We start from the raw sequence: 18,231 nt of genomic DNA, 5'->3' as shown, positions 1-18,231 counted from the left end.
CGCCTCGCGCCTCGCGCCTCGCGCCTCGCGCCTCGCGCCTCGCGCCTCGCGCCTCGCGCCTCGCGCCTCGCGCCTCGCGTCCGGAACATACCGGACACCGCGGTGGTTCGCTCATGCATGGCTACTTTGGGACTCATCGGCAGTGGACACATCGGTGGAACGCTCGCGCGCCTGGCGGTCGACGGCGGTCTGGACGTGGTGCTCAGCAACTCGCGGGGACCGGAGACCCTGTCCGGCCTGGTGTCGGAGCTGGGCCCGCGCGCCAGGGCCGCCACGCCCGCCGAAGCCGCGGCGGCGGGCGACTGGGTGGTCGTCACCGTCCCGTTCAAGGCGTACACGGCGCTTCCGCGCGAGCCGCTCGCCGGCAAGACGGTGATCGACACGAACAACTACTACCCGCAGCGCGACGGCACGTTCGCGGCCCTGGACGACGGCTCCACGACCAGCAGCGAGCTGCTCCAGCGGCACCTCGGGGAGTCGGCGCACGTCGTGAAGGCGTTCAACAACATCTTCTTCAAGCACCTGGCCTCGCTGAGCAGGCCCACGGGAGCCGCAGACCGTACCGCGCTCCCCATCGCGGGCGACGACCCCGGGGCCAAGCGCGACGCCGCGCGGCTGCTCGACCTCCTTGGCTACGACGTGGTGGACGCGGGTGCGCTGGCCGAGGGGCGGCTCTTCGAGCCCGGCACGCCCGCGTACGGCGCGCCCTACGCGCAGGAACCGGACGCGCCTTTCATGAATCAGGAGGGCGGCCCCGCCCCGGCCGCCGAGGTACGCGCGTTCCTGGCGAAGGCAAAGGGCTGACGCTCAGGGGCCCGCCCGCACGCCGCGCCCCCACGCGCACACCGCACCCGCACCACCGCGAGCACCGGCACCACAGCGACCGGCCCGTCCGCTCCTCGCCCCACGGCGGCAGGGCAACGACGGGCCGGGCGCCTGCTGGATCAGTCGGACGAGGCCTCGCTCGGCGCCTCCCGCGCCGGCCGCAGCCCCGCGGTCCACTTCTCCTCGATGCGGCCGAACTTCCAGATCGCCATGGCCACCAGCCAGGTCACGAAGAACAGGCCGACGATGACGAAGCCCACGATGTTCAGGTCGAGCCCGCCGACCCAGTCCCAGAACGCTCCGTGCAGGCCGAGCTTGTCGGAGAGCAGCCCGAGCAGTTCCACGGTGCCGATGAGAACCGCGACCGCCACGGAGAGGCCGGTGATGGTGAGGTTGTAGTAGACCTTGCGGACGGGCTTCGAAAAGGCCCAGCCGTAGGCGAAGTTCATGAACGAGCCGTCGATCGTGTCGAGCAGCGACATGCCCGCCGCGAACAGGACGGGCAGGCAGAGGATCGCGTACCAGGGCAGCCCGGACGCGGCGCCCGAGCCGGCAAGCACCAGCAGAGCGATCTCGGTGGCGGTGTCGAAGCCGAGGCCGAACAGGAGGCCGAGCGGGTACATCTGCCAGGGCTTGCTGATGGACTTCATGAGGCGGCCGAGCAGGCGGTTCATCAGCCCGCGCTTGTTGAGCTGCTCCTCCAGCGCGTCCTCGTCGAAGACTCCGGACCGCATCTTGCGGAACACCTTCCAGATGCCCACGAGCAGAACGATGTTGATCGTCGCGATCAGGTACAGGAAGGCGCCGGAAACGCTGGTGCCGATGATGCCTGTGGCGTTGTGGAGGCTGGAGTTGTCGTTCTGCACCGGCCCGGCGAGCGCCTTCAGGCCCAGCGCGAGCAGGAAGGCGAGCGCGAAGACGATGCTGGAGTGCCCGAGCGAGAACCAGAAGCCGACGGACAGCGGTCGCTTCCCCTCACCCATCAGCTTCCGCGTGGTGTTGTCGATGGCGGCGATGTGGTCGGCGTCGAAGGCGTGCCGCATGCCGAGGGTGTACGCGGTGACCCCGATGCCGACACCGAACGACTTGGTCCCGAGGCTGTAGTGCTCTGGCGCGACGATCGCGACGAGCGTGAACCAGCCGATGACGTGCAGGGCGATGATGAATGCCGCCATTCCGCCGAGCCTGGACCACTCTTTCCGGCTCATGGACGCGCGCATGCGGCCCGTACGGGTGCCACCGCCCACGGTCGTGGTGGGGGCGGAATCCGAGCTGGTGTACACGGTGGCGGACCTCATCTTTCGGGCACGGGAAGCCGACTGCCTGGGCCACTCTGATGCCGTTCGGCCGTTGTTGCAAGCCATTCGCAGCATAAAGGTCCTACCAACGCACAATAAACCCGGCGGGCGGTCCTGTGTCCAACCCCACAACCAGCCACACGACCGCCCGCACCTGGGGTTATGCCACGTCGACAGCCGTTCCGCCTCCGGCCTCGCAGGCCACGCCCGAGACCATCGCCGCCCCTGCCTCCGGGGCCGTCGGCGCTCCCGAACCCGCCCGGGCACCCGCGCCCGGAGCCGAAGGCACCCCCGAGCCCAGGGCCGCGCCCGCACCCGCGCTCAGGGCCGAGGCCACCGTCGCGCCCGCACCCGGCGGTGGCGACGGCAGACGGATGCGCGCCGCCGACGTCCAGGGCCCGGTCGGTGCCGGCGCGAGCGGGCGCGGCTCGGGCCGGTCCGCCCGCAGGTCCGCCTCCTTGTAGCGGTGGCAGCCGTCGTGCCAGACGAGGATGCCGGAGAGCCAGTTCTCCAGCTCCTTCACATATCCGGCGAGCGCGGCGCGCGTGTCGCCGTCCAGGCCGAAGTCGTCGCACGTCACAGGCAGCTCATGCGCCACGAGGTGCCGGAACTGCCGCATCCTGCCGTGCATCAGGTCGACCACGATGCGCAGCCCGGTCGGATAGTCGCAGTCGAAGAAGTTCTGCACGACGAGGACGCCGTTGTGCACCTCACCCTCGTACTGGATCTCCTTCTGGTACGAGAACACGTCGTTGAGCAGGCACGCGTAGTCCTGCGCCGCGTTCTGCAGTGCCTGCACGGTGCCGCTGTCCAGCACCTCCTGCGGGACGGTGTCGCCGAGGCCGATCCGGCACAGGCTCATCGTCATGTCGGACCCGAACGTCTTGCGCCGCATCTCGATGTAGTCGACCGGGTCGGGGATACGGTTCTGCGCCTGGTTGGCCAGCTCCCAGATCCAGCTGTCGACCATGTCGTCGACGGCCTTGCGGAACGTCCGGCGCCCGGCGGAGTCCATCGGTCCCGCCGTACGGGTCCACAGGTCGGCGAGGCCGCGCTCCAGCGCGTTCGCCGGGGCCGGCGTCGGCGCCATGTCCAGCGGCATGAAGAGCCGAAGCCGCTCGTTGCAGGCCTTCGCACCCCCGATGTCGCGCGTGCTGCCGTAGACGACGGGGTAGTAGTCGTCGCCGTACGTGCCCCAGGTCAGCCAGTCCGACGTGAGGTCGAGGCCCTCCGGCGTCGCGTCAGGGTGGATGCCCGCCGCACACAGCGGCAGGTCGATACGGCGCAGCCGCCGCTCGTCCCAGATGCCCGAACACGGCACACCCGGCTGCTCGTTCAGGATGCCCATGCGGTGCGCCCATCGCACCACGTGCTCGCGCGAGGCGTCGAGGTGGGGGCTGCGGCCGGCCTCGAAGGGCATCCCGAGATCGGGCACGACGGACGGCCCCACCTCCTGGAACGGCACATGGGCATGGCTGCGCAGCCGGGCGTCGCCACCCGCCGTGAGCGTCTTCAGGACGTCGGACGCGGCCGTACCGAGACCCGTCGGCGTCATGGCGAAGCGAACGCCGTAGAGACCGGCCGGGCCGCCGCCGGGGAGGGGCGGGACGGTGTCCTCGCGGCCTCCGCCGTTCATGTACCGGCTGGAGCGCATGTGCCACTCGTGGCCGCCGGACTGCCAGTCCTGCAGGCCCTTGACGTAGGCGAGGGTGGCGGCGACGTCCTGCGGCGGCGTGCCCTTCTCCGTGAAGAGGGGGCCCAGTTCCGTCAGCACGGTGTTGTCGAACTGCTGGAGCCGCGACGTCAGCAGGTTGTTGACGGCGTCGGCAGCCTCCTGCGTCGTACAGCCGAGGAAGGTCTCCAGGACCAGCACGCCGTTGCTGAGTTCGCCCTCCTCCTCGACCTCGCGCTGGTAGGAGAAGAGGTCGTTGCGCAGGTGAACGGCGTCGGAGAACGTGTCGCGCAGGACATGCAGCGCGCGGGTCTCCGCGAGCTCCGCGGGCACCTCGGCGCCCACCGCGTACTCCACGATCCCGGCGGACCAGGGCGCGCCGCCCACCTTGCGGCGCATCTCGATGTACTCGACCGGGTTCGACACCCGGTCGGCGTCGATGTTGGACAGCTCCCAGAGCGATTCGTTGAGGAGGTTCTCCGTGCTCTTGGCGAACCGCCGCCGCCAGTCCAGGGACATACCGGGCACCGTGCGGGCCCACAGGTCCGCCAGGCCCGCCTCCACGGGGTTGACCGGCTCGGGGAACCCGTCGGCGAGGTCCATCGGCATGAACGCGGGCAGCCGGTCCAGATACGCCTTGCCGCCCTCGCGGTCCCGGTCGCGCTTGAACGCCTCGAGGAAGTGGTCGTCGAAGAAGAAGACCCACACGTACCAGTCGGTCACCAGGGACAGCGCCGGGCCGTCGCAGTCGGGGTGGGTGTAGGAGCACAACAGCCCGTAGTCATGGGCCTCCAGGTCCTTCTGCTCCCAGATGCCGGACCCCTCCAGCATCCCCATCCGCCGGGCCCAGTGCCGGGTGTGCTCTCTCGCCTCCTCCAGGTGCGGATTGAGCCGGGCCGGATACGGCATGTAGAAATCCGGCAGTTCAAAAGGCTGTGTCACGGGCGCGCGGCCTTTCCGAGTATTCGGAGGGAAAATCTGCTGCGCCGGAATGGGCCGATCGGGGGTGCGGACACCCGCGAGCCCCTGAGAAACCACACGTAGCCGCCCCCGCCGTGCCACCCGGTCGGCTCAGCATTACCCCTGCCGGACGTCAGCCATCCGCACGACGGAATAGTCATATGAGTACATCGAGCCTGTGGATTACTTTCTGCGCACTCGGCCGGACCGGGCGACGATATCGGCATGAGCGACATCAGCCACACCCTCCGCATCGCACAGAATCCCGAGGCCGACGCGCTGCTCGGGCGCAGTCCGCTGGCCGCGCTGGTCGGCATGCTGCTGGACCAGCGCATCCCGATGGAATGGGCCTTCACGGGCCCCTACACGCTGGCCACGCGCATGGGCACGGACGATCTCGACGCGCGCGAGATCGCCGCGTACGACCCGGAGGCGTTCGTCGGGCTCTTCACGGAGAAACCGGCGATACACCGGTATCCCGCCTCGATGGCCCAGCGCGTGCAGCAGCTCTGCCAATACCTGGTCGAGAAGTACGACGGGGACGCGGCGGCCGTGTGGGAAGGGGTGGGATCGGGCACGGAGGTGCTTCGCCGGCTGAACGCGCTGCCCGGGTTCGGCAGGCAGAAGGCCCAGATCTTCCTCGCGCTGCTCGGAAAGCGGCTCGGGGTACGGCCCGACGGCTGGCGGGAGGCCGCCGGGCACTACGGGGACGAGGGCTCCTATCGTTCGGCGGCCGACATCACGGGCCCCGAGTCGCTGTCGAAGGTGCGCGCCTTCAAGCAGGAGGCGAAACAGGCCGCGAAGACGGGCGCGGCGGGGAAGGAGTCGCCGTGAGAGCGGTCCCGCCGTCGAGAGCGTGCGTGTGGACGGCACTGCTGTGGGCAGCCTTGGTCAGAGCTCGCGCCTGGGGCTCGCGCGGCCGCACTGCCCTGGTCAGGGCGGTGGCCGCACTGCTCGGGCTGATGGCGTCGGGGGCGGGGCCCCCCGCCGCCGCCCCCCCCCGCCCCCCCCCCCCCCCCCCCGCGGCGGGGGGGGGGGGGGCGGGGGCCCCCCCGGGGGGGGGGCGCCCCGCCGCGGGGGGGGGGGGGCCCGCCGCGCCGGCGCGCGGGGGGGGGGGGCCCCCGGGCCCGGGGGCCGCCCCCCCCCCCGCGCGGGGCGCCCGAGACAGCAGTCGGCGCGCGCGAACGCCCTGGGCGCTCGACGGCACAGGCACAGGCGCAGGCACCGACTCGGCGCGGCACTCCGGGCGCCCGGAGTGCCCCATAGGTCACCGGAGGACGCAATTCCGCTCCTTTCCATGCCTTTTAGGCGCCAAATGTGGCCTTTGCATACCGGCTGGCAGGCTGCGCCCGGAGCCACTCGCCCGGTAGGCTTTCCGTGTGATCTTCAAGCGCATCGGAAACGGGAAGCCGTACCCCGCTCACGGCCGGGAATCCGTCCGGCAGTGGGCGGATGTCGCGCCGCGCCCGGTCCGCCTCGACCAGCTCGTGACCACCAAGGGCCAGCTGGATCTGGAGACGCTGCTCGCCGAGGACTCCACCTTCTACGGCGACCTGTTCGCCCACGTCGTCAAGTGGCAGGGCGACCTCTACCTGGAGGACGGACTGCACCGGGCGGTGCGGGCCGCGCTCCAGCAGCGCCAGGTCCTGCACGCGCGCGTGCTGGAGCTCGAAGCGGAGTGACGGCGGTTCGGGAGCGGGGGCCGGAGAAGGGGCACTGGTCCTTTCGGGGCCAATAGCCGCCCCACCCACGCGATCCGCTGATCGTTTAGTAGGAATCACTCATGGCGCGCACTACGCTGCGCACATGAGCATGCTCACTCCCCCTGGGCTCGGCGGGAAGTACCGCATCACGGGCGACAAGTACCCTCGCATGCGCCGTCCCCGCCGCCGCGGCAGAGCCGCTTTCTTCGTCGTCGTGGCAGTGGTGGTCCTCGGGCTCGTCGGGTGGGGGACCCAGCAGCTCATCCACGTCTTCTCCGGTGGCGCGGACAAGGCCGTCGCGGCGAAGAAGCCGGGCTGCAAGACCTCCACCACCCCCGTGAAGACCCTGCCGAAGCCGGGGCAGATCACCGTCAACGTCTACAACGCGACGCCCCGCAGCGGGCTGGCCCAGCAGACCGCGGACGAGCTCAAGAAGCGGGGCTTCGCCATCGGCAAGGTGGGCAACGCGTCGGCGGCGTACGACAAGAAGGTGCCCGGTGCGGCCGTGCTGCTGGGCGGCGCCGGCTCGGCGAACGGAACGCTCAGCGTGCTCGGCACACAGCTGAAGGGCGCCACCCCCAAGACCGACGGCAGGACCGGCAAGGACGTCGACCTGATCATCGGCACGGCCTTCCACTCCCTGACGGTGCAGAAGCTCGCGGACACCCAGCTCGCGTCCCTGTCGCAGCCGGCCCCCAGGCCCGGCTGCGCGCCGAGCGGAAAAGGGCACGCCGCGAAGGCGGGCGCGAAGGCCGAGACGGGCCCGGCGTCCCACAGCTGACCCCACCGCCTGGGCCGACTCCGCGGGCCACGGCGCGCGCGTACACGCGGCAGGCGCGGCGGACCGGTGACCCCGGTCGCCGCCACAACAGGCGCGCGATGCCGTCTGGCCTTCCTCAGCCGGACATGCCGTACAGCCGGTCGCCCGCGTCGCCGAGGCCGGGCACGATGTAGCCGTTCTCGTCCAGCCGCTCGTCCACCGCCGCGGCCACGACCGTCACCGGCGCGCCCGCGAGCTCACGCTCCATCGTCTCGACGCCCTCGGGCGCGGCCAGCAGCACGACCGCGGTGACATCGTCGGCACCGCGCCCGATCAGCTCGCGGATGGCGGCGACGAGCGTGCCGCCCGTGGCGAGCATCGGGTCGACGACGTACACCTGCCGGCCGGAGAGATCGGCGGGCAGCCGGTTCGCGTAGGTGGAGGCCTGGAGCGTCTCCTCGTCGCGGATCATGCCGATGAAGCCGACCTCGGCGCTCGGCAGGAGCCGGACCATGCCGTCGAGCATGCCGATGCCGGCGCGCAGGATCGGCACGACGAGGGGCCGCGGGTACGAGAGCTTCACGCCCGTCGTCGCCGTGACAGGCGTCTCGATGTCGACCTGCTCGGTGCGCACGTCACGCGTCGCCTCGTACGCGAGCAGGGTGACCAGCTCGTCGGCGAGGCGACGGAACGTGGCCGAATCGGTGCGCTGGTCGCGCAGGGTGGTCAGTTTGTGCGCGACCAATGGGTGGTCGACGACGTGAATCCGCATGTCGAAGAGCGTAACCGGAGGCCAAGGCACTACGCGCAGCAGCGGCCGCCGCATCAACACCGCGCGGAGGGGAACACGGCCAGGGACGAGATCGCGACTCCCGCCCCGTATCCGTACGCGACGCAGAGAGGCAGACAGGCGGGCGGCCCGGGCCCAGGGGCACGCCGAACACGCCGTACACGCGCTGTCGCGCCGTGCGGGTACACGCACCCGATACGTACACACGCACGACCCGAGACCCAACCCAGAGCGACACGCACGGGGGTGGCGCCGATGTCCGAGGAACGGGACGACCGCGGGGACGACGACCGGGTGTCCGGTCCGGAGCGGGGCCCTGGCCAGGGATGGGTCGGCGGTCGGGGGCCAGAGGCGGCGGACGCGGATCGCCGTCGCAGGCGCGCCGAGTTCCTGCGCGAACTCGCCGAGGCAAAGGCGCTGCGGGAGCGCGTAAGGCCCCAGCACGCCCGTGCGGCACGGCTGCGCAGGCAATTGCGGATGCGCTCATTCCGTTGGTAGCCCACGGCAACCGCCGGCCCGAGATCGGCCATTCGAGGGTGGCCCCCGACGGGTCGCGAACGGGCGCCGAATAAAATGGGCGCACGACGCAACGGCGGAAGACCTCTCGCGCAGCGCCAGTTTCTGCCACGATTCCGAGTGGACGGAGCAGAGCGCAGCGCACCGCCCGATCGTCACACCTCTGACCAGTGGGAGAGTCACGGTGTACTTCGCCGCACTGCTCGCGCGCACCGAAGACGGGTGGGAAGCGAGCGATACAGACCTCGACGACGTGGAAACCCTCTCGGACCTGACCGATCTGGCCCGCGAAGCGTCGGTCGACGAGGACGTCGTCCTCCTCTTCATCGAGCAGGAGGACGCCTGGTTCGGCATCCTCCGCGTCGAGGGCGAGGACGACCCCCGGATCTACGTCTCGGACGCGGCAGCCGCCGCGCGCTCCTCTTACGGGGAGATCCTCATCGATGAACTCACCGGCGGCGACGAGGATGACGCCTCCGCCGACCTCGACACGCTGGACCTCGACGGGACCGAGGACGGCGAGACGGAACTCGACGACGAGACGGAGGAGACGGAAGACCCGCGCGCGGGCGCGGGCCCCGGCGACCATCCGGCCGGACCGGCCGGGGACCGCGAGATCCTCACGGACCTCGGGCTCTCCGAGTCGGAACTGCTCGCCGTGGAGACCGACGCGATGGCGGAGATCGCCGAAGCGCTGGGCGCCGCCGACGTGCTGGAGACCGTGCGCTAGTGGCCGCTCGCGGACCGGACGGCCGGACCGTCCCGGCCGATCCGGTGCGCGACCCCTGGCGTACGTGGATGATCCGTGCCCTCGACGAGGCGGCCCGGGCGGCGGCGGCCGGCGACGTGCCGGTCGGCGCCCTCGTCCTGTCCCCCACCGGGACGCTGCTCGCGACCGGCCGCAACGAACGCGAGGCGACCGGCGACCCGACGGCCCACGCGGAGGTCCTCGCCCTCCGCGCCGCAGCCGCGCGCCTCGGCGAGTGGCGGCTGACCGGCTGCACGCTCGTGGTCACCCTGGAGCCCTGCACCATGTGCGCGGGAGCCCTGGTCCAGGCCCGGGTGGACCGCGTGGTCTATGGCGCCCGCGACGAGAAGGCGGGCGCCGCCGGCTCGCTCTGGGATGTCGTACGCGACCGGCGCCTGAACCATCGCCCCGAGGTCGTGGAGGGCGTGCTCGCCGCCGAGTGCGGCGAGCAGTTGAAGGCCTTCTTCACGGGCCGCCGCACCCCGGGTCGCCCGCTCCCGGATACGGATTTCTGAACACGGCCCACCGTGGGCTAGGATCTCTCCCGGTAGCGTGTCCGAGCGGCCGAAGGAGCTCGCCTCGAAAGCGAGTGTGGGGAAACTCACCGAGGGTTCAAATCCCTCCGCTACCGCTCTCACACCCTTCTGACCTGCGAAAGCTTGGTCAGGAGGGTGTTTTGCGTGCAGCACGTGCCGCAGGGCCCGTGGCGGGTCGGTCGTTCCCCGGCTCCGCGGGCCTGGGGTGTGCTCGTCGGGTTATGAGCCCGGCAGCAGCTCCTCGGCCGTGGTGCAGAGTATGTCCAGCAGGTCGCGGACCGGTGTGCCCGGCTCCGGTTCGTCGAGGGTCAGGGCCGTGACGCGGCGGGCGAAGACGGGGGACGCGAGCCGCAGCACGCGTACGTCGTCCCGGCGCGGGAACAGGGACAGCGCGGGCGCGAGGCCGACCCCCATCCCGGCAGCGACCAGGCCCTGGAGCGACTGGTAGTCCTCGGTCCTGAAGGCGATCGCGGGCTCGAATCCCGCGATCCTGCACATCGTCTCGTGCGCCTCGGCATACGGCGGGCGGTGGCCCCGTACGACCCAGCGCTCCGCGGCGAGTTCGGCGAGCGCGATCTCGTCCCTGGCGGCCAGCGGATGATCGACGGGCAGGAGGACCCGCAAGGGGTCGTCGGGCAGGTGCCGCTGGACGAGCCCGGGCTCCGCGGGCTGCGGCGCCACGTCGTACTCCCAGGTGAGCAACGCGTGGAGACGCCCCTCGCGCAGGCCGGCCGGCGGGCCGTCCGCGTGGACCGAGGTCAGTGCGACACGGATGTCGGGATGGCGTGTACGGAACGTGCGCAGCGCGAGAGGCAGCAGTTCGACGCCCGCCGTGGCGAAGGCGCCGAGGCTGATCTCGTGCGGGCCGCCGCCGACCGCGCGTACCTCCTGTTCGACGCTGGCGATCCTGCCGAACAGATGGCGCGAGCGGTCGGCGAGCACCTCGCCCGCCGCGGTGGGCCGCACACCGCGGGCCAGCCTGCGCAGCAGCGGCGTGCCGAGTTCCCGTTCCAGGGCCGCGACCTGCTGCGACACGGCGGACTGGGTCAGGAAGAGGCGCTGGGCCGCCGCGGTGAAGGACCCTTCCTCCGCGACGGCCACGAAGACCTGGAGACGTCTGATGTCGAGCACGCCGTACCGCTTCCCTCCGCCCGCCGCGGGATTCGCCCATGATCCGCCATGATGGACGGTCGCGAGGCTGAGCGGTAGACGGCTGCGGTCGGCGGCTGGGCTCGCGGCCTGTGACCGGCGGCTGTGGCCGGTCGCGGTACGTGGCCGGATCTCAGGCGGCGGTGACCACGGGCGCGGCGGACGCCGCGAAGGGCCGGCCCGCCCGCCGGGCCCTCGCGAAGGTCGCGACCTGCTCGCCGAGGCTCGCCAACTGGCCCGCCACCTTGGGGTCCACGGCCTCGCCGTCCGGTCCGAAGGGCGCGGCGGAGGAGTTGACGACCACGCCGAGCGGGGTCGGCCAGCCGCGCAGCGCGTGCACCGTGGAGCGCAGGGAGGTCAGAGTGGTGACGCCCGCCTGCCAGCCGCCGGTGGTGACGATGCAGCCCACGGACTTGCCGTGGAGGTACGGGTCGGGATCGCCCGCCAGCTCCTGGAGATGGTCGAGGGCGTTCTTGAGGAGCCCCGACGTGCCCCCGTGGTAGCCGGGAGTCGCCACGACCAGGCTGTCGGCGCGCCTGACGGCGGCCAGCAGGCGCAGAGCCTCCGGCGACAGCGGCCTGTTGCCCGGGTCGTACATCGGGAATTCGAGCTCGGTGGCCGCGATGAACGCCGTGCGCACGCCGTTCTCGCGCGCGGCGCGCAACGCGAGCCGCATGGCCTGTTCCGAGGTCGATCCCGGCCTGAGCGTGCCTCCGATGCCCAGCACCGTGGGCAGGGTGTCGTCGTCCCTCAGATCCCGCACGTCCCGTATGTCCATCACGTCTTCTGTGTCTGCTGTATCTGTCGTGCCTGTCGTGCCTGCCGTGTCTGTCATGTTCTCCGCGTCCCTCACGTTCATCGCGTGCCCCACGTTCATCGCGTGCCCCACGTTCATCGCGTGCCTCGCGTCCATCGCGTCGGTCCGTCCTTCGGCTGTTCCGCGTCGGCGTTCCGCGCCGGTTCTTCGGGCGTCGGGGCGCCTTCCGGCTGCGGCGCCGTGGGGGTTACGCGGCGGCCGTGGCGGCGCCCGTGGTGGCGGAGGCGGGCCGTGCGGGGCCGATGCCCAGCGAGTCGCGCAGCGTGCCGTGTTCGTAGTCGTCGTGGAAGAGGCCGCGCTTGCGCAGCTCGGGCACGAGCAGGTCGACGACGTCGTGGATGCCGGAGGGCAGCATGTCGATCATGAGCGTGAAACCGTCGGCCGCGCCCGCCTCCATCCGCTCCCGCATGTCGTCGGCGACCTGTTCCGGCGTGCCGACGACCTGGTGGTGGCCGCCGCCGTACTGCGCGATCAGCTCGCGCACGGTCAGGCCTTCCGTCACCGCCAGGTTGACGATGCTCCGCCTGAAGCCGATGGAGCCCTTGAACTCCTCGTCGGGACCCAGGAGATGAGCCGGGAACTTCTTGTCGAGTTCGAGCACCTCGACCGGCAGGCCGACGCGCTTGGCGAGCTTGCGCAGGTTCGGTCCTGTGCCGAAGACCTCATCCAGGTGGTCCTTGCGGGCGTGCGCCTCGGCCTCGGTGGAGCCGAGCACCAGGGAGATCCCGGGCAGGATCTTGATCGAGTCGGGGTCGCGGCCGTACGCGGCGGCGCGTGCGCGCATGTCGTCGCGGAAGTCGACGGCGTCCTGGAGGACGTGCTGCGCGGTGAACACGACGTCCGCGTACTTCGCCGCCTGGTCGCGCCCCCTCGGCGACGATCCCGCCTGGAAGATCACCGGCCTGCCCTGGGGCGTACGGGGGAAGGGCAGCGGGCCGCGCACGGAGAAGTAGGAGCCTGTGTGGTCGATCGTGTGGACCAGGTCCTCGCGTGCGAAGACGCCCTTCTCCTTGTCCCCGACGAGTGCGCCGTCCTCCCAGCTGTCCCACAGCCGCAGCACGACGTCGATGAACTCGTCGGCCCGTGCGTAACGCTGTTCGTGGTCCAGGCTCTCGCCGCCGCCGAACTGCTCGATGACGGTGGGGTTCTGGGTCGCGATGGAGTTCCAGCCGACCCGGCCGCCGCTGAGGTGGTCGAGCGTCGCGAAGCGCCGCGCCAGGTCGTACGGCTCGTTGTACGTGGTCGAGGCCGTACCGACGAGCCCGATCCGGTCGGTCACCCCGGCCATGAGCGCGAGCACCGTGGCCGTGTCGAGCGCGCCGCAGGGCCGCTCCGTGCCGACTTCCTGGTTGGTCATCTGCTCCGCGAGGAACAGCGCGTGGAGCGCGCCGGCCTCCGCGGTGCGGGCGATGTCCTTGTACATCGCGGCGGAGAGATGGTCGCCGGCCCCGCCGTCGCGCGCCATCCAGGCGCCGGTGTGCATGCCCAGGCCGTGCATCAGGGCAGCGGTCACGATCATCGAAGGGGATTCACCGGTCATCGGGCTTCCTCCTGAGCCGCACGGGGCACGTACGGCCGTCGCGTCTTCTGGTTTACGGGCCTGGCAGGCCGGTCGGCGGCCGTCGGACCGTCGGGTCGTACGACCGGGTCTACGGGCCGGCTTCGCGTCGGCGGGGCCTCCGGCGGCCCAGGAACCCCGCCGACATCGACGCTAGGAGCGCGCGCCTCCGGCCACCAGGCACGTCTTCCTGATGGCTGCGATGAGGAGAACTGCTGGGAGGAGCCGCATGAACGGAAGGAGCGCCTCGCGACCTGCGTCGCGGCGCGCCGGAACAGCGGCGGGCGAGGACGGCGACGAGCAGGGACAGCGAGGCCGGCAGGAACAGTGCGCGGCGGGGTCAGCGGCTGCCCAGAACGCAGTCGCCGCAGACCGCGCCCGTCAGGTCGCCGCCGGGCGTTGCCATGGCGCGGTAGATCAGGCAGCAGCCGCGCCTCCGGAACGGCTGCCTGCCGAGGCCGCCGTCGTACGTGTCACGCAGTGCGTCGTGCGCGAGGAACGCCGCCGCGGCCTCCGCGATCCTGTCCTCCTCGCCGGGGGCCGCCGAGGTCAGGGCCGTATGGGCGCCGTTCACCGCTGACGCGACGTTTCCCCACAGCGTCCGCTGCGATACGGAGAACGCGGCGGCTACGGCTCCGGTCAGCGGGACGACGAGCCGCTCGAACACGAGAGCCGCGGCCTCCCGCGCGGACGTGCCGAAGGGGGCGGGCGTCCCGCGGGACAGCGTCCCCGCCGGCAGGGAGAGGGGGAACGCGCCGCCGAGCCGCGGCTGCCACCACAGCTCCCCGAGCGCGGGCACGGGCGGCGCGCCGTGCAGTGCGGTACGCGCGAACAGCGGCGAGAGCACCCGTGCGACCAGGCCCAGGTGGGCCACCGAGGCGGCGACCCGCGCCTCGACGGCTTCCGGCGGGCGCCCCGTCCCCGCCGCGAGGTACTCACGTACCGCGAGGGCCCGTCCCGGCAGGACGGAAGGCTCCTCGACCAGCTCGGCCATCGACCGCCACGCCGCTTCTGGGCGGCTGCCCGGGGCGTGGACCGTACACGCGAAGAACGGCCCGCAGGCCGCGAGTGCGGCGAGCGCCGCCGCCTCCGGGCCGGTCGCGGCGTGCGGGCCGGATGCGGACTCCGGGCCGGTCGCGGACTGCGGGACGGTCGGTCTCATGCTCCCGCGACCGGCTCCACCCGTGCCCGAGCGGAAGGCTCTGTCGTGCCGCGCCCCGCCTCACGCGCCAGCAGCCGCTCCGCCATGGGAGCGAAGAGAAGCCCCAGCGCGCCCCACAGCACGAGCTGCGCGCCGACCGAGTAGAAGCGGAAGGAGAAGAGGTCGTCCGCCGGGAAGCCCGGATAGACGATCGCTCCCTTGGTGTCGGTCAGCGGCAGCGGGGTCTCGGTGGCGTGGTGGCCGTACTCCTGGACGTTGACGGCGAGTTCACCGAGCGAGGGCAGGATCGCCATCACGACGCCGATCACGACGACGTAGCCGAGCGCGGCCAGCAGCGTCGCGTTCCAGTTGCCGAACCGGTCCGCGAGGCGCCTGCCCAGCCACACCGCGAGGATGAGGAAGACGATCGAGCACGCCACCATGACGAGGTACAGGTTCCCGCGGTCCTTGATCGTGTCCGGGTGCCCGATGGAGGGCGGGTTCGCCGGGTACTTCACGAACGGGACCAGGTAGAAGCCGAGGAACCCGGCCAGGGCGACGAGCATCGCGAGGGTGCGCGCACGCACCCTGCCCACCCGGCCGAGACAGATGGCGTAGGCGATGGCGAACAGCGCGCCCATGGCCATGCCGAAGAAGACCATGCCGACGCCGATGCCGACATTGGCCTGGATCGTCCGGCTGAAGATGTCGGGCCCCGGTGCCTCCGGCGTCAGGCCCGCGGCCTTGTCGAGCACGGTCTGGGCCGCGTCGCGCCCGCTCTCGTAGTCGATCGCCCTGCCGATGACCGGCTCCGCGAAGATCCTCGCGAAGAGGAAGGCGAGCAGTCCTGCGACTGCGCCGGCGAGAACGCCGCGCAGTATGAGTCGTTTTTCCATGATTCAGCTGTCAGCTTCCCTGGTTCCCTGGATTCCGGCGTTACCGCGTACGGCCGGCAGGCCGTCGAGGCCATCGAGATACGGCCCGCGGGCCGTCGAGCCGGATCAGTGGCAGGGGAAGCCGAGGAAGTGGCGCGCGTCGTGCACGAACTCGTGCACGTGCATGTCATTGCCGAAGACGGAGTAGGCACCCTGGTCGACGCCTATGAAGTAGTACACCGCCAGCGCGACAATGGCGGTGCCGACCAGCCACCTGATCGCCTTGGACACCGGCAGAACGAGCGGAGTGGCGGCGGAGGTGGGTTCGGCACTGGGCGCGGACATGCTGCTCACGAGGAGTCTCCTTCGGGGATCTTGCGTCCCGCATCGGTGGAGCGTCGTGATGGCGAAGTGTCTGACTGCGGACCCGTGATGCCACGGGACCGATCACAGTGGCGCGACCGTGCTGGATTCCCACCAGCTTCCTTACACCATCCCTACGCAAGGAGCGTACGGACTGCCGCCGTCTTGCGTCAATCGGATCATCTCCTGCCAAGTGGGATCATCCTGCCGCTGACCAGGCCTCAGGCAACCCCCGTACGACGGTGCGGCGCCGCGCCTCCGCCGTACGGATGCGGCTGCACGGCGTCCGTATTACGGATGCGTGCGCCGCGGCGCACGCGCGAAGATCGGGGCGCGTCGAAAAGGGGCCTGGACACGGACCGGGGAACCCTGAGCCGGGGAGGCCCCGGACACGGACCGGAGAACCCTGAGCCGGGAGCCCCGGACACGGACCCGGGAACCCGGAGCCGGGTGGCCCGGGCGCGGACGTGAGATCCGAGAGCCAGGAGCGGGACCGGAGAACCGAGGAGGGCCCGCCTGCCGTGTGCGCCATCAGAATGCACGCCGACGAGGTCGATACGGACGTCCCGCTGGTACGGCGGCTGATCGCCGCTCAGTTCCCGGGGTGGGCCGGGCTGCCCGTCGTGCCCGTGGACTCGTCGGGTACGGACAACGCGATGTACCGGCTCGGCGACAGCATGGTCGTCCGCCTGCCCAGGGTCCCAGGCGCCGTGCCGGGCATCGCGATGGAGCAGCGCCGGCTGCCCGAACTCGCCCCGCGCCTGCCCGTCGCCGCGCCCGTACCGCTGGCGGCGGGGCGGCCTGGCGAAGGCTGCCCGTGGCCCTGGACCGTGGGGCCCTGGCTCGACGGCGAGAACCCGGACCCCGCCCACCTCGCGGACGCCCCCGGTCTGGCACGGGACCTCGCGGCGTGGATCGCCGCGCTGCGCCGTGTCGTGCCGGACCCCGACGCGCCGTCGGCGCGCCGCGGTGTGCCCCTGGCGCGGCGGGACGCGCCCACACGGCGGGCGCTCGCGCTGCTTGCCGGGAGCATCGACACACGGGCCGCCCTCGCCGCCTGGGAACACGCCCTGCGTCTGCCGGAGCCCGACGGCGCACCGTCCTGGACGCACGGGACCTGTCTCCCGGCAACGTCCTGGTGGCGGACGGCCGGCTGAGCGCCGTCCTCGACTTCGGCGCGACCGGAGGCGTCGGCGATCCGACGGCCCACCTGGCCGTCGCGTGGAACCTGCTCCCGCCCCACGCGCGCGCCGCCTTCCGGGAGGCGCTGGGCGCCGACGACGTGACCTGGGGCCGCGCCCGTGGCTGGGCGCTGTCGATCTCGCTGATCCAGCTCCCGTACTACCGCACCACCAATCCGGTCCTCGCGGCGAACTCCCGCCTCGTCATCAGGGAGGTACTCGCCGAGCACGACGGCGGAGGACCTGCCGCGCAACGGCTGGGAGCGGCGGCGACGCCACGGCTACGAGTTCCCGTTTCAGCCCGCCGCCGCGGATTCCGCCAGCGCCTCGGTGATCTGACGGCGGGTCTGCCGCGCCACCCGCGGTTCCGTGGCGGCGTAGTGGACGTACGCGTTGAGGCCCGTCGCCAGGGCCCAGCCCCGGCCCCTGCGCCAGGTGTCCTCGTCCAGGCCGAGCTCGGCGCGGAAGACCGCGCGGCTGCCCGAGGACATGAAGGTGAAGGCGATCACCAGATCGGCTGCGGGATCACCGACGCACAGCCCGCCGAAGTCGATGACGGCGGTGAGGCGTCCCCCGGCCGCCAGCAGGTTGCCGGTGTGCAGGTCGCCGTGGCACCAGACGGGTTCATGGTCTCGCTCCCACGGCGGCGCCGCGAGGGCGCTCTCCCACACCTCGGTCATGGCGTCGGCACCGAACACGTCGCCGAAACTGTCGCCCACGGCCGCGATCGCGGCCCGCGTCGCTCCGTCCCGCGCGGCGAGCGGGGCGGAGACCAGATCGGGGTGCGGGCCCGGGATCAGCCGGTCCGCGGCGGGCAACCGGTGCAGCGCCCGCAGGTAACGCGCCAACTCCAGGGCCGCACCGCGCCGGTCCGTGATCCCGCCGGCCTCGTGCGTCGGCTCCCCCGCCATACGGGGCGCCTCGGCGGCCCCTCCGGGCGCCTGGCCCCCAGGCGGGCCCGCGGCGATCCCCTCCGCCGTCGGAGTCGCCCCTTCGAGCCACCGGGTGACGGACCAGTGCCACGGACAGCCGGAGGACGGCATGCCCAGGGCGAGCGGCACAGGCGTCGCCAGCGGCAGGGACGCGGCGATGTGCGGCAGCCACCGCGCTTCCTTGCGGGCCTGGCCCGCCGCCCAGTCACCGCGCGGCAACCGTACCGCCATCGTGTCGCCGAGCCGGTGGATCACATGGTCGGACCCCCCGGGCTCCAGGCGCCTGAGCTTCAGCCGCGCCCATTCGGGGAACTGCTCCGCCAGCAGCCGCACCAATTCCTCGTCGGCCACCCGCCGCTCCGTGCCCCCGTTCCCCGCACCCGGCACCGCCACGGCCCTCGCTGCCC

At 71.9% G+C, this 18,231-nt stretch carries 17 protein-coding genes, 1 tRNA gene, 1 pseudogene and 1 riboswitch; of the genes and pseudogenes, 9 read left to right on the top strand and 10 right to left on the bottom strand.

Annotated features, from left to right (window positions below):
- Nucleotides 1–117: 117 nt before the first annotated feature.
- Nucleotides 118–804 (top strand): NADPH-dependent F420 reductase, encoded by a 687-nt coding sequence (locus tag LCE31_RS20985; protein WP_225016384.1) that lies wholly within the window; start codon nucleotides 118–120, stop codon nucleotides 802–804.
- Nucleotides 805–944: 140 nt separating this feature from the next.
- Here LCE31_RS20985 and LCE31_RS20980 read toward each other — a convergent pair whose 3' ends face one another.
- Together LCE31_RS20980 and LCE31_RS20975 are read right to left on the bottom strand one after the other, a co-directional pair.
- The gene (locus LCE31_RS20980) at nucleotides 945–2,033 is read right to left on the bottom strand and encodes a HoxN/HupN/NixA family nickel/cobalt transporter (RefSeq protein ID WP_374118512.1); all 1,089 of its coding nucleotides are present in this window, start codon (nucleotides 2,031–2,033) and stop codon (nucleotides 945–947) included.
- Nucleotides 2,034–2,283: 250 nt separating this feature from the next.
- The gene (locus LCE31_RS20975; protein ID WP_225016381.1) at nucleotides 2,284–4,737 is read right to left on the bottom strand and encodes a terpene synthase family protein; all 2,454 of its coding nucleotides are present in this window, start codon (nucleotides 4,735–4,737) and stop codon (nucleotides 2,284–2,286) included.
- Nucleotides 4,738–4,980: 243 nt separating this feature from the next.
- Between LCE31_RS20975 and LCE31_RS20970 the strand changes: the two genes are divergently transcribed.
- The 3 genes from LCE31_RS20970 (at nucleotide 4,981) to LCE31_RS20960 (ending at nucleotide 7,239) form a co-directional block, all read left to right on the top strand.
- Complete coding sequence (locus LCE31_RS20970; RefSeq protein ID WP_225016379.1) at nucleotides 4,981–5,589, top strand: HhH-GPD-type base excision DNA repair protein; 609 nt, start codon at nucleotides 4,981–4,983, stop codon at nucleotides 5,587–5,589.
- Between the two features lie 545 nt (nucleotides 5,590–6,134).
- Nucleotides 6,135–6,437 carry a type II toxin-antitoxin system VapB family antitoxin gene (locus tag LCE31_RS20965; RefSeq protein WP_225016377.1) on the top strand — a complete coding sequence of 101 codons (303 nt, stop codon included), beginning with the start codon at nucleotides 6,135–6,137 and terminating at the stop codon, nucleotides 6,435–6,437.
- Nucleotides 6,438–6,561: 124 nt separating this feature from the next.
- On the top strand, nucleotides 6,562–7,239 hold the full coding sequence (locus tag LCE31_RS20960) for a LytR C-terminal domain-containing protein (RefSeq protein ID WP_225016375.1): 678 nt from the start codon (nucleotides 6,562–6,564) through the stop codon (nucleotides 7,237–7,239).
- A 115-nt stretch (nucleotides 7,240–7,354) separates the two neighbouring features.
- Here the strand turns inward: LCE31_RS20960 and upp are convergent, their stop codons facing one another.
- Nucleotides 7,355–7,990 (bottom strand): uracil phosphoribosyltransferase, encoded by a 636-nt coding sequence (gene upp, locus LCE31_RS20955; protein WP_225016374.1) that lies wholly within the window; start codon nucleotides 7,988–7,990, stop codon nucleotides 7,355–7,357.
- Between the two features lie 273 nt (nucleotides 7,991–8,263).
- On the opposite strand from upp, the gene LCE31_RS20950 reads away from it, so the two are divergent.
- The 4 genes from LCE31_RS20950 to LCE31_RS20935 all read left to right on the top strand — a co-directional run bounded on the left by LCE31_RS20950 (nucleotide 8,264) and on the right by LCE31_RS20935 (nucleotide 9,903).
- On the top strand, nucleotides 8,264–8,506 hold the full coding sequence (locus LCE31_RS20950; RefSeq protein WP_225016372.1) for a hypothetical protein: 243 nt from the start codon (nucleotides 8,264–8,266) through the stop codon (nucleotides 8,504–8,506).
- 202 nt (nucleotides 8,507–8,708) lie between these two features.
- Nucleotides 8,709–9,254, top strand: a complete 546-nt coding sequence (locus LCE31_RS20945) for a tRNA adenosine deaminase-associated protein (protein ID WP_225016371.1) — start codon at nucleotides 8,709–8,711, stop codon at nucleotides 9,252–9,254.
- Nucleotides 9,254–9,787, top strand: coding sequence for a tRNA adenosine(34) deaminase TadA (gene tadA, locus LCE31_RS20940; RefSeq protein WP_225016370.1), 534 nt, complete (start codon nucleotides 9,254–9,256; stop codon nucleotides 9,785–9,787). The genes LCE31_RS20945 and tadA overlap by 1 nt, the downstream gene beginning before the upstream one ends.
- 31 nt (nucleotides 9,788–9,818) lie before the next feature.
- Nucleotides 9,819–9,903: transfer RNA gene (locus tag LCE31_RS20935), tRNA-Ser, on the top strand.
- A gap of 124 nt (nucleotides 9,904–10,027) precedes the next feature.
- Here the strand turns inward: LCE31_RS20935 and LCE31_RS20930 are convergent.
- The 6 genes from LCE31_RS20930 to LCE31_RS20905 all read right to left on the bottom strand — a co-directional run bounded on the left by LCE31_RS20930 (nucleotide 10,028) and on the right by LCE31_RS20905 (nucleotide 15,693).
- Complete coding sequence (locus tag LCE31_RS20930; protein ID WP_225016369.1) at nucleotides 10,028–10,939, bottom strand: LysR family transcriptional regulator; 912 nt, start codon at nucleotides 10,937–10,939, stop codon at nucleotides 10,028–10,030.
- A gap of 151 nt (nucleotides 10,940–11,090) precedes the next feature.
- The gene (locus tag LCE31_RS20925; protein ID WP_225016368.1) at nucleotides 11,091–11,870 is read right to left on the bottom strand and encodes an NADPH-dependent FMN reductase; all 780 of its coding nucleotides are present in this window, start codon (nucleotides 11,868–11,870) and stop codon (nucleotides 11,091–11,093) included.
- A 91-nt stretch (nucleotides 11,871–11,961) separates the two neighbouring features.
- Nucleotides 11,962–13,314, bottom strand: a complete 1,353-nt coding sequence (locus LCE31_RS20920; RefSeq protein WP_225016367.1) for an NtaA/DmoA family FMN-dependent monooxygenase — start codon at nucleotides 13,312–13,314, stop codon at nucleotides 11,962–11,964.
- 358 nt (nucleotides 13,315–13,672) lie between these two features.
- Nucleotides 13,673–14,494, bottom strand: a complete 822-nt coding sequence (locus LCE31_RS20915) for a (2Fe-2S)-binding protein (RefSeq protein ID WP_225016365.1) — start codon at nucleotides 14,492–14,494, stop codon at nucleotides 13,673–13,675.
- The gene (locus LCE31_RS20910) at nucleotides 14,491–15,369 is read right to left on the bottom strand and encodes a CbtA family protein (RefSeq protein WP_225016363.1); all 879 of its coding nucleotides are present in this window, start codon (nucleotides 15,367–15,369) and stop codon (nucleotides 14,491–14,493) included. Before LCE31_RS20910 ends, LCE31_RS20915 begins: the two co-directional genes overlap by 4 nt.
- A gap of 105 nt (nucleotides 15,370–15,474) precedes the next feature.
- Nucleotides 15,475–15,693, bottom strand: coding sequence for a CbtB domain-containing protein (locus LCE31_RS20905; protein WP_225016388.1), 219 nt, complete (start codon nucleotides 15,691–15,693; stop codon nucleotides 15,475–15,477).
- A gap of 43 nt (nucleotides 15,694–15,736) precedes the next feature.
- A riboswitch (cobalamin riboswitch) is annotated at nucleotides 15,737–15,859 on the bottom strand.
- Between the two features lie 388 nt (nucleotides 15,860–16,247).
- On the opposite strand from LCE31_RS20905, the pseudogene LCE31_RS20900 reads away from it, so the two are divergent.
- Nucleotides 16,248–17,119 (top strand): annotated as a pseudogene (locus tag LCE31_RS20900) (aminoglycoside phosphotransferase family protein); the annotation flags it as partial.
- Nucleotides 17,120–17,188: 69 nt separating this feature from the next.
- Here LCE31_RS20900 and LCE31_RS20895 read toward each other — a convergent pair.
- The gene (locus tag LCE31_RS20895) at nucleotides 17,189–18,211 is read right to left on the bottom strand and encodes an aminoglycoside phosphotransferase family protein (RefSeq protein WP_441349418.1); all 1,023 of its coding nucleotides are present in this window, start codon (nucleotides 18,209–18,211) and stop codon (nucleotides 17,189–17,191) included.
- Nucleotides 18,212–18,231: the final 20 nt, after the last annotated feature.

This window comes from Streptomyces sp. 8L (assembly GCF_020176795.1).
Classification (GTDB): Bacteria; Actinomycetota; Actinomycetes; order Streptomycetales; family Streptomycetaceae; genus Streptomyces.
Note: the sequence above shows the minus strand (reverse complement) of the source record. Positions and strands in the feature narration are given on the sequence as shown.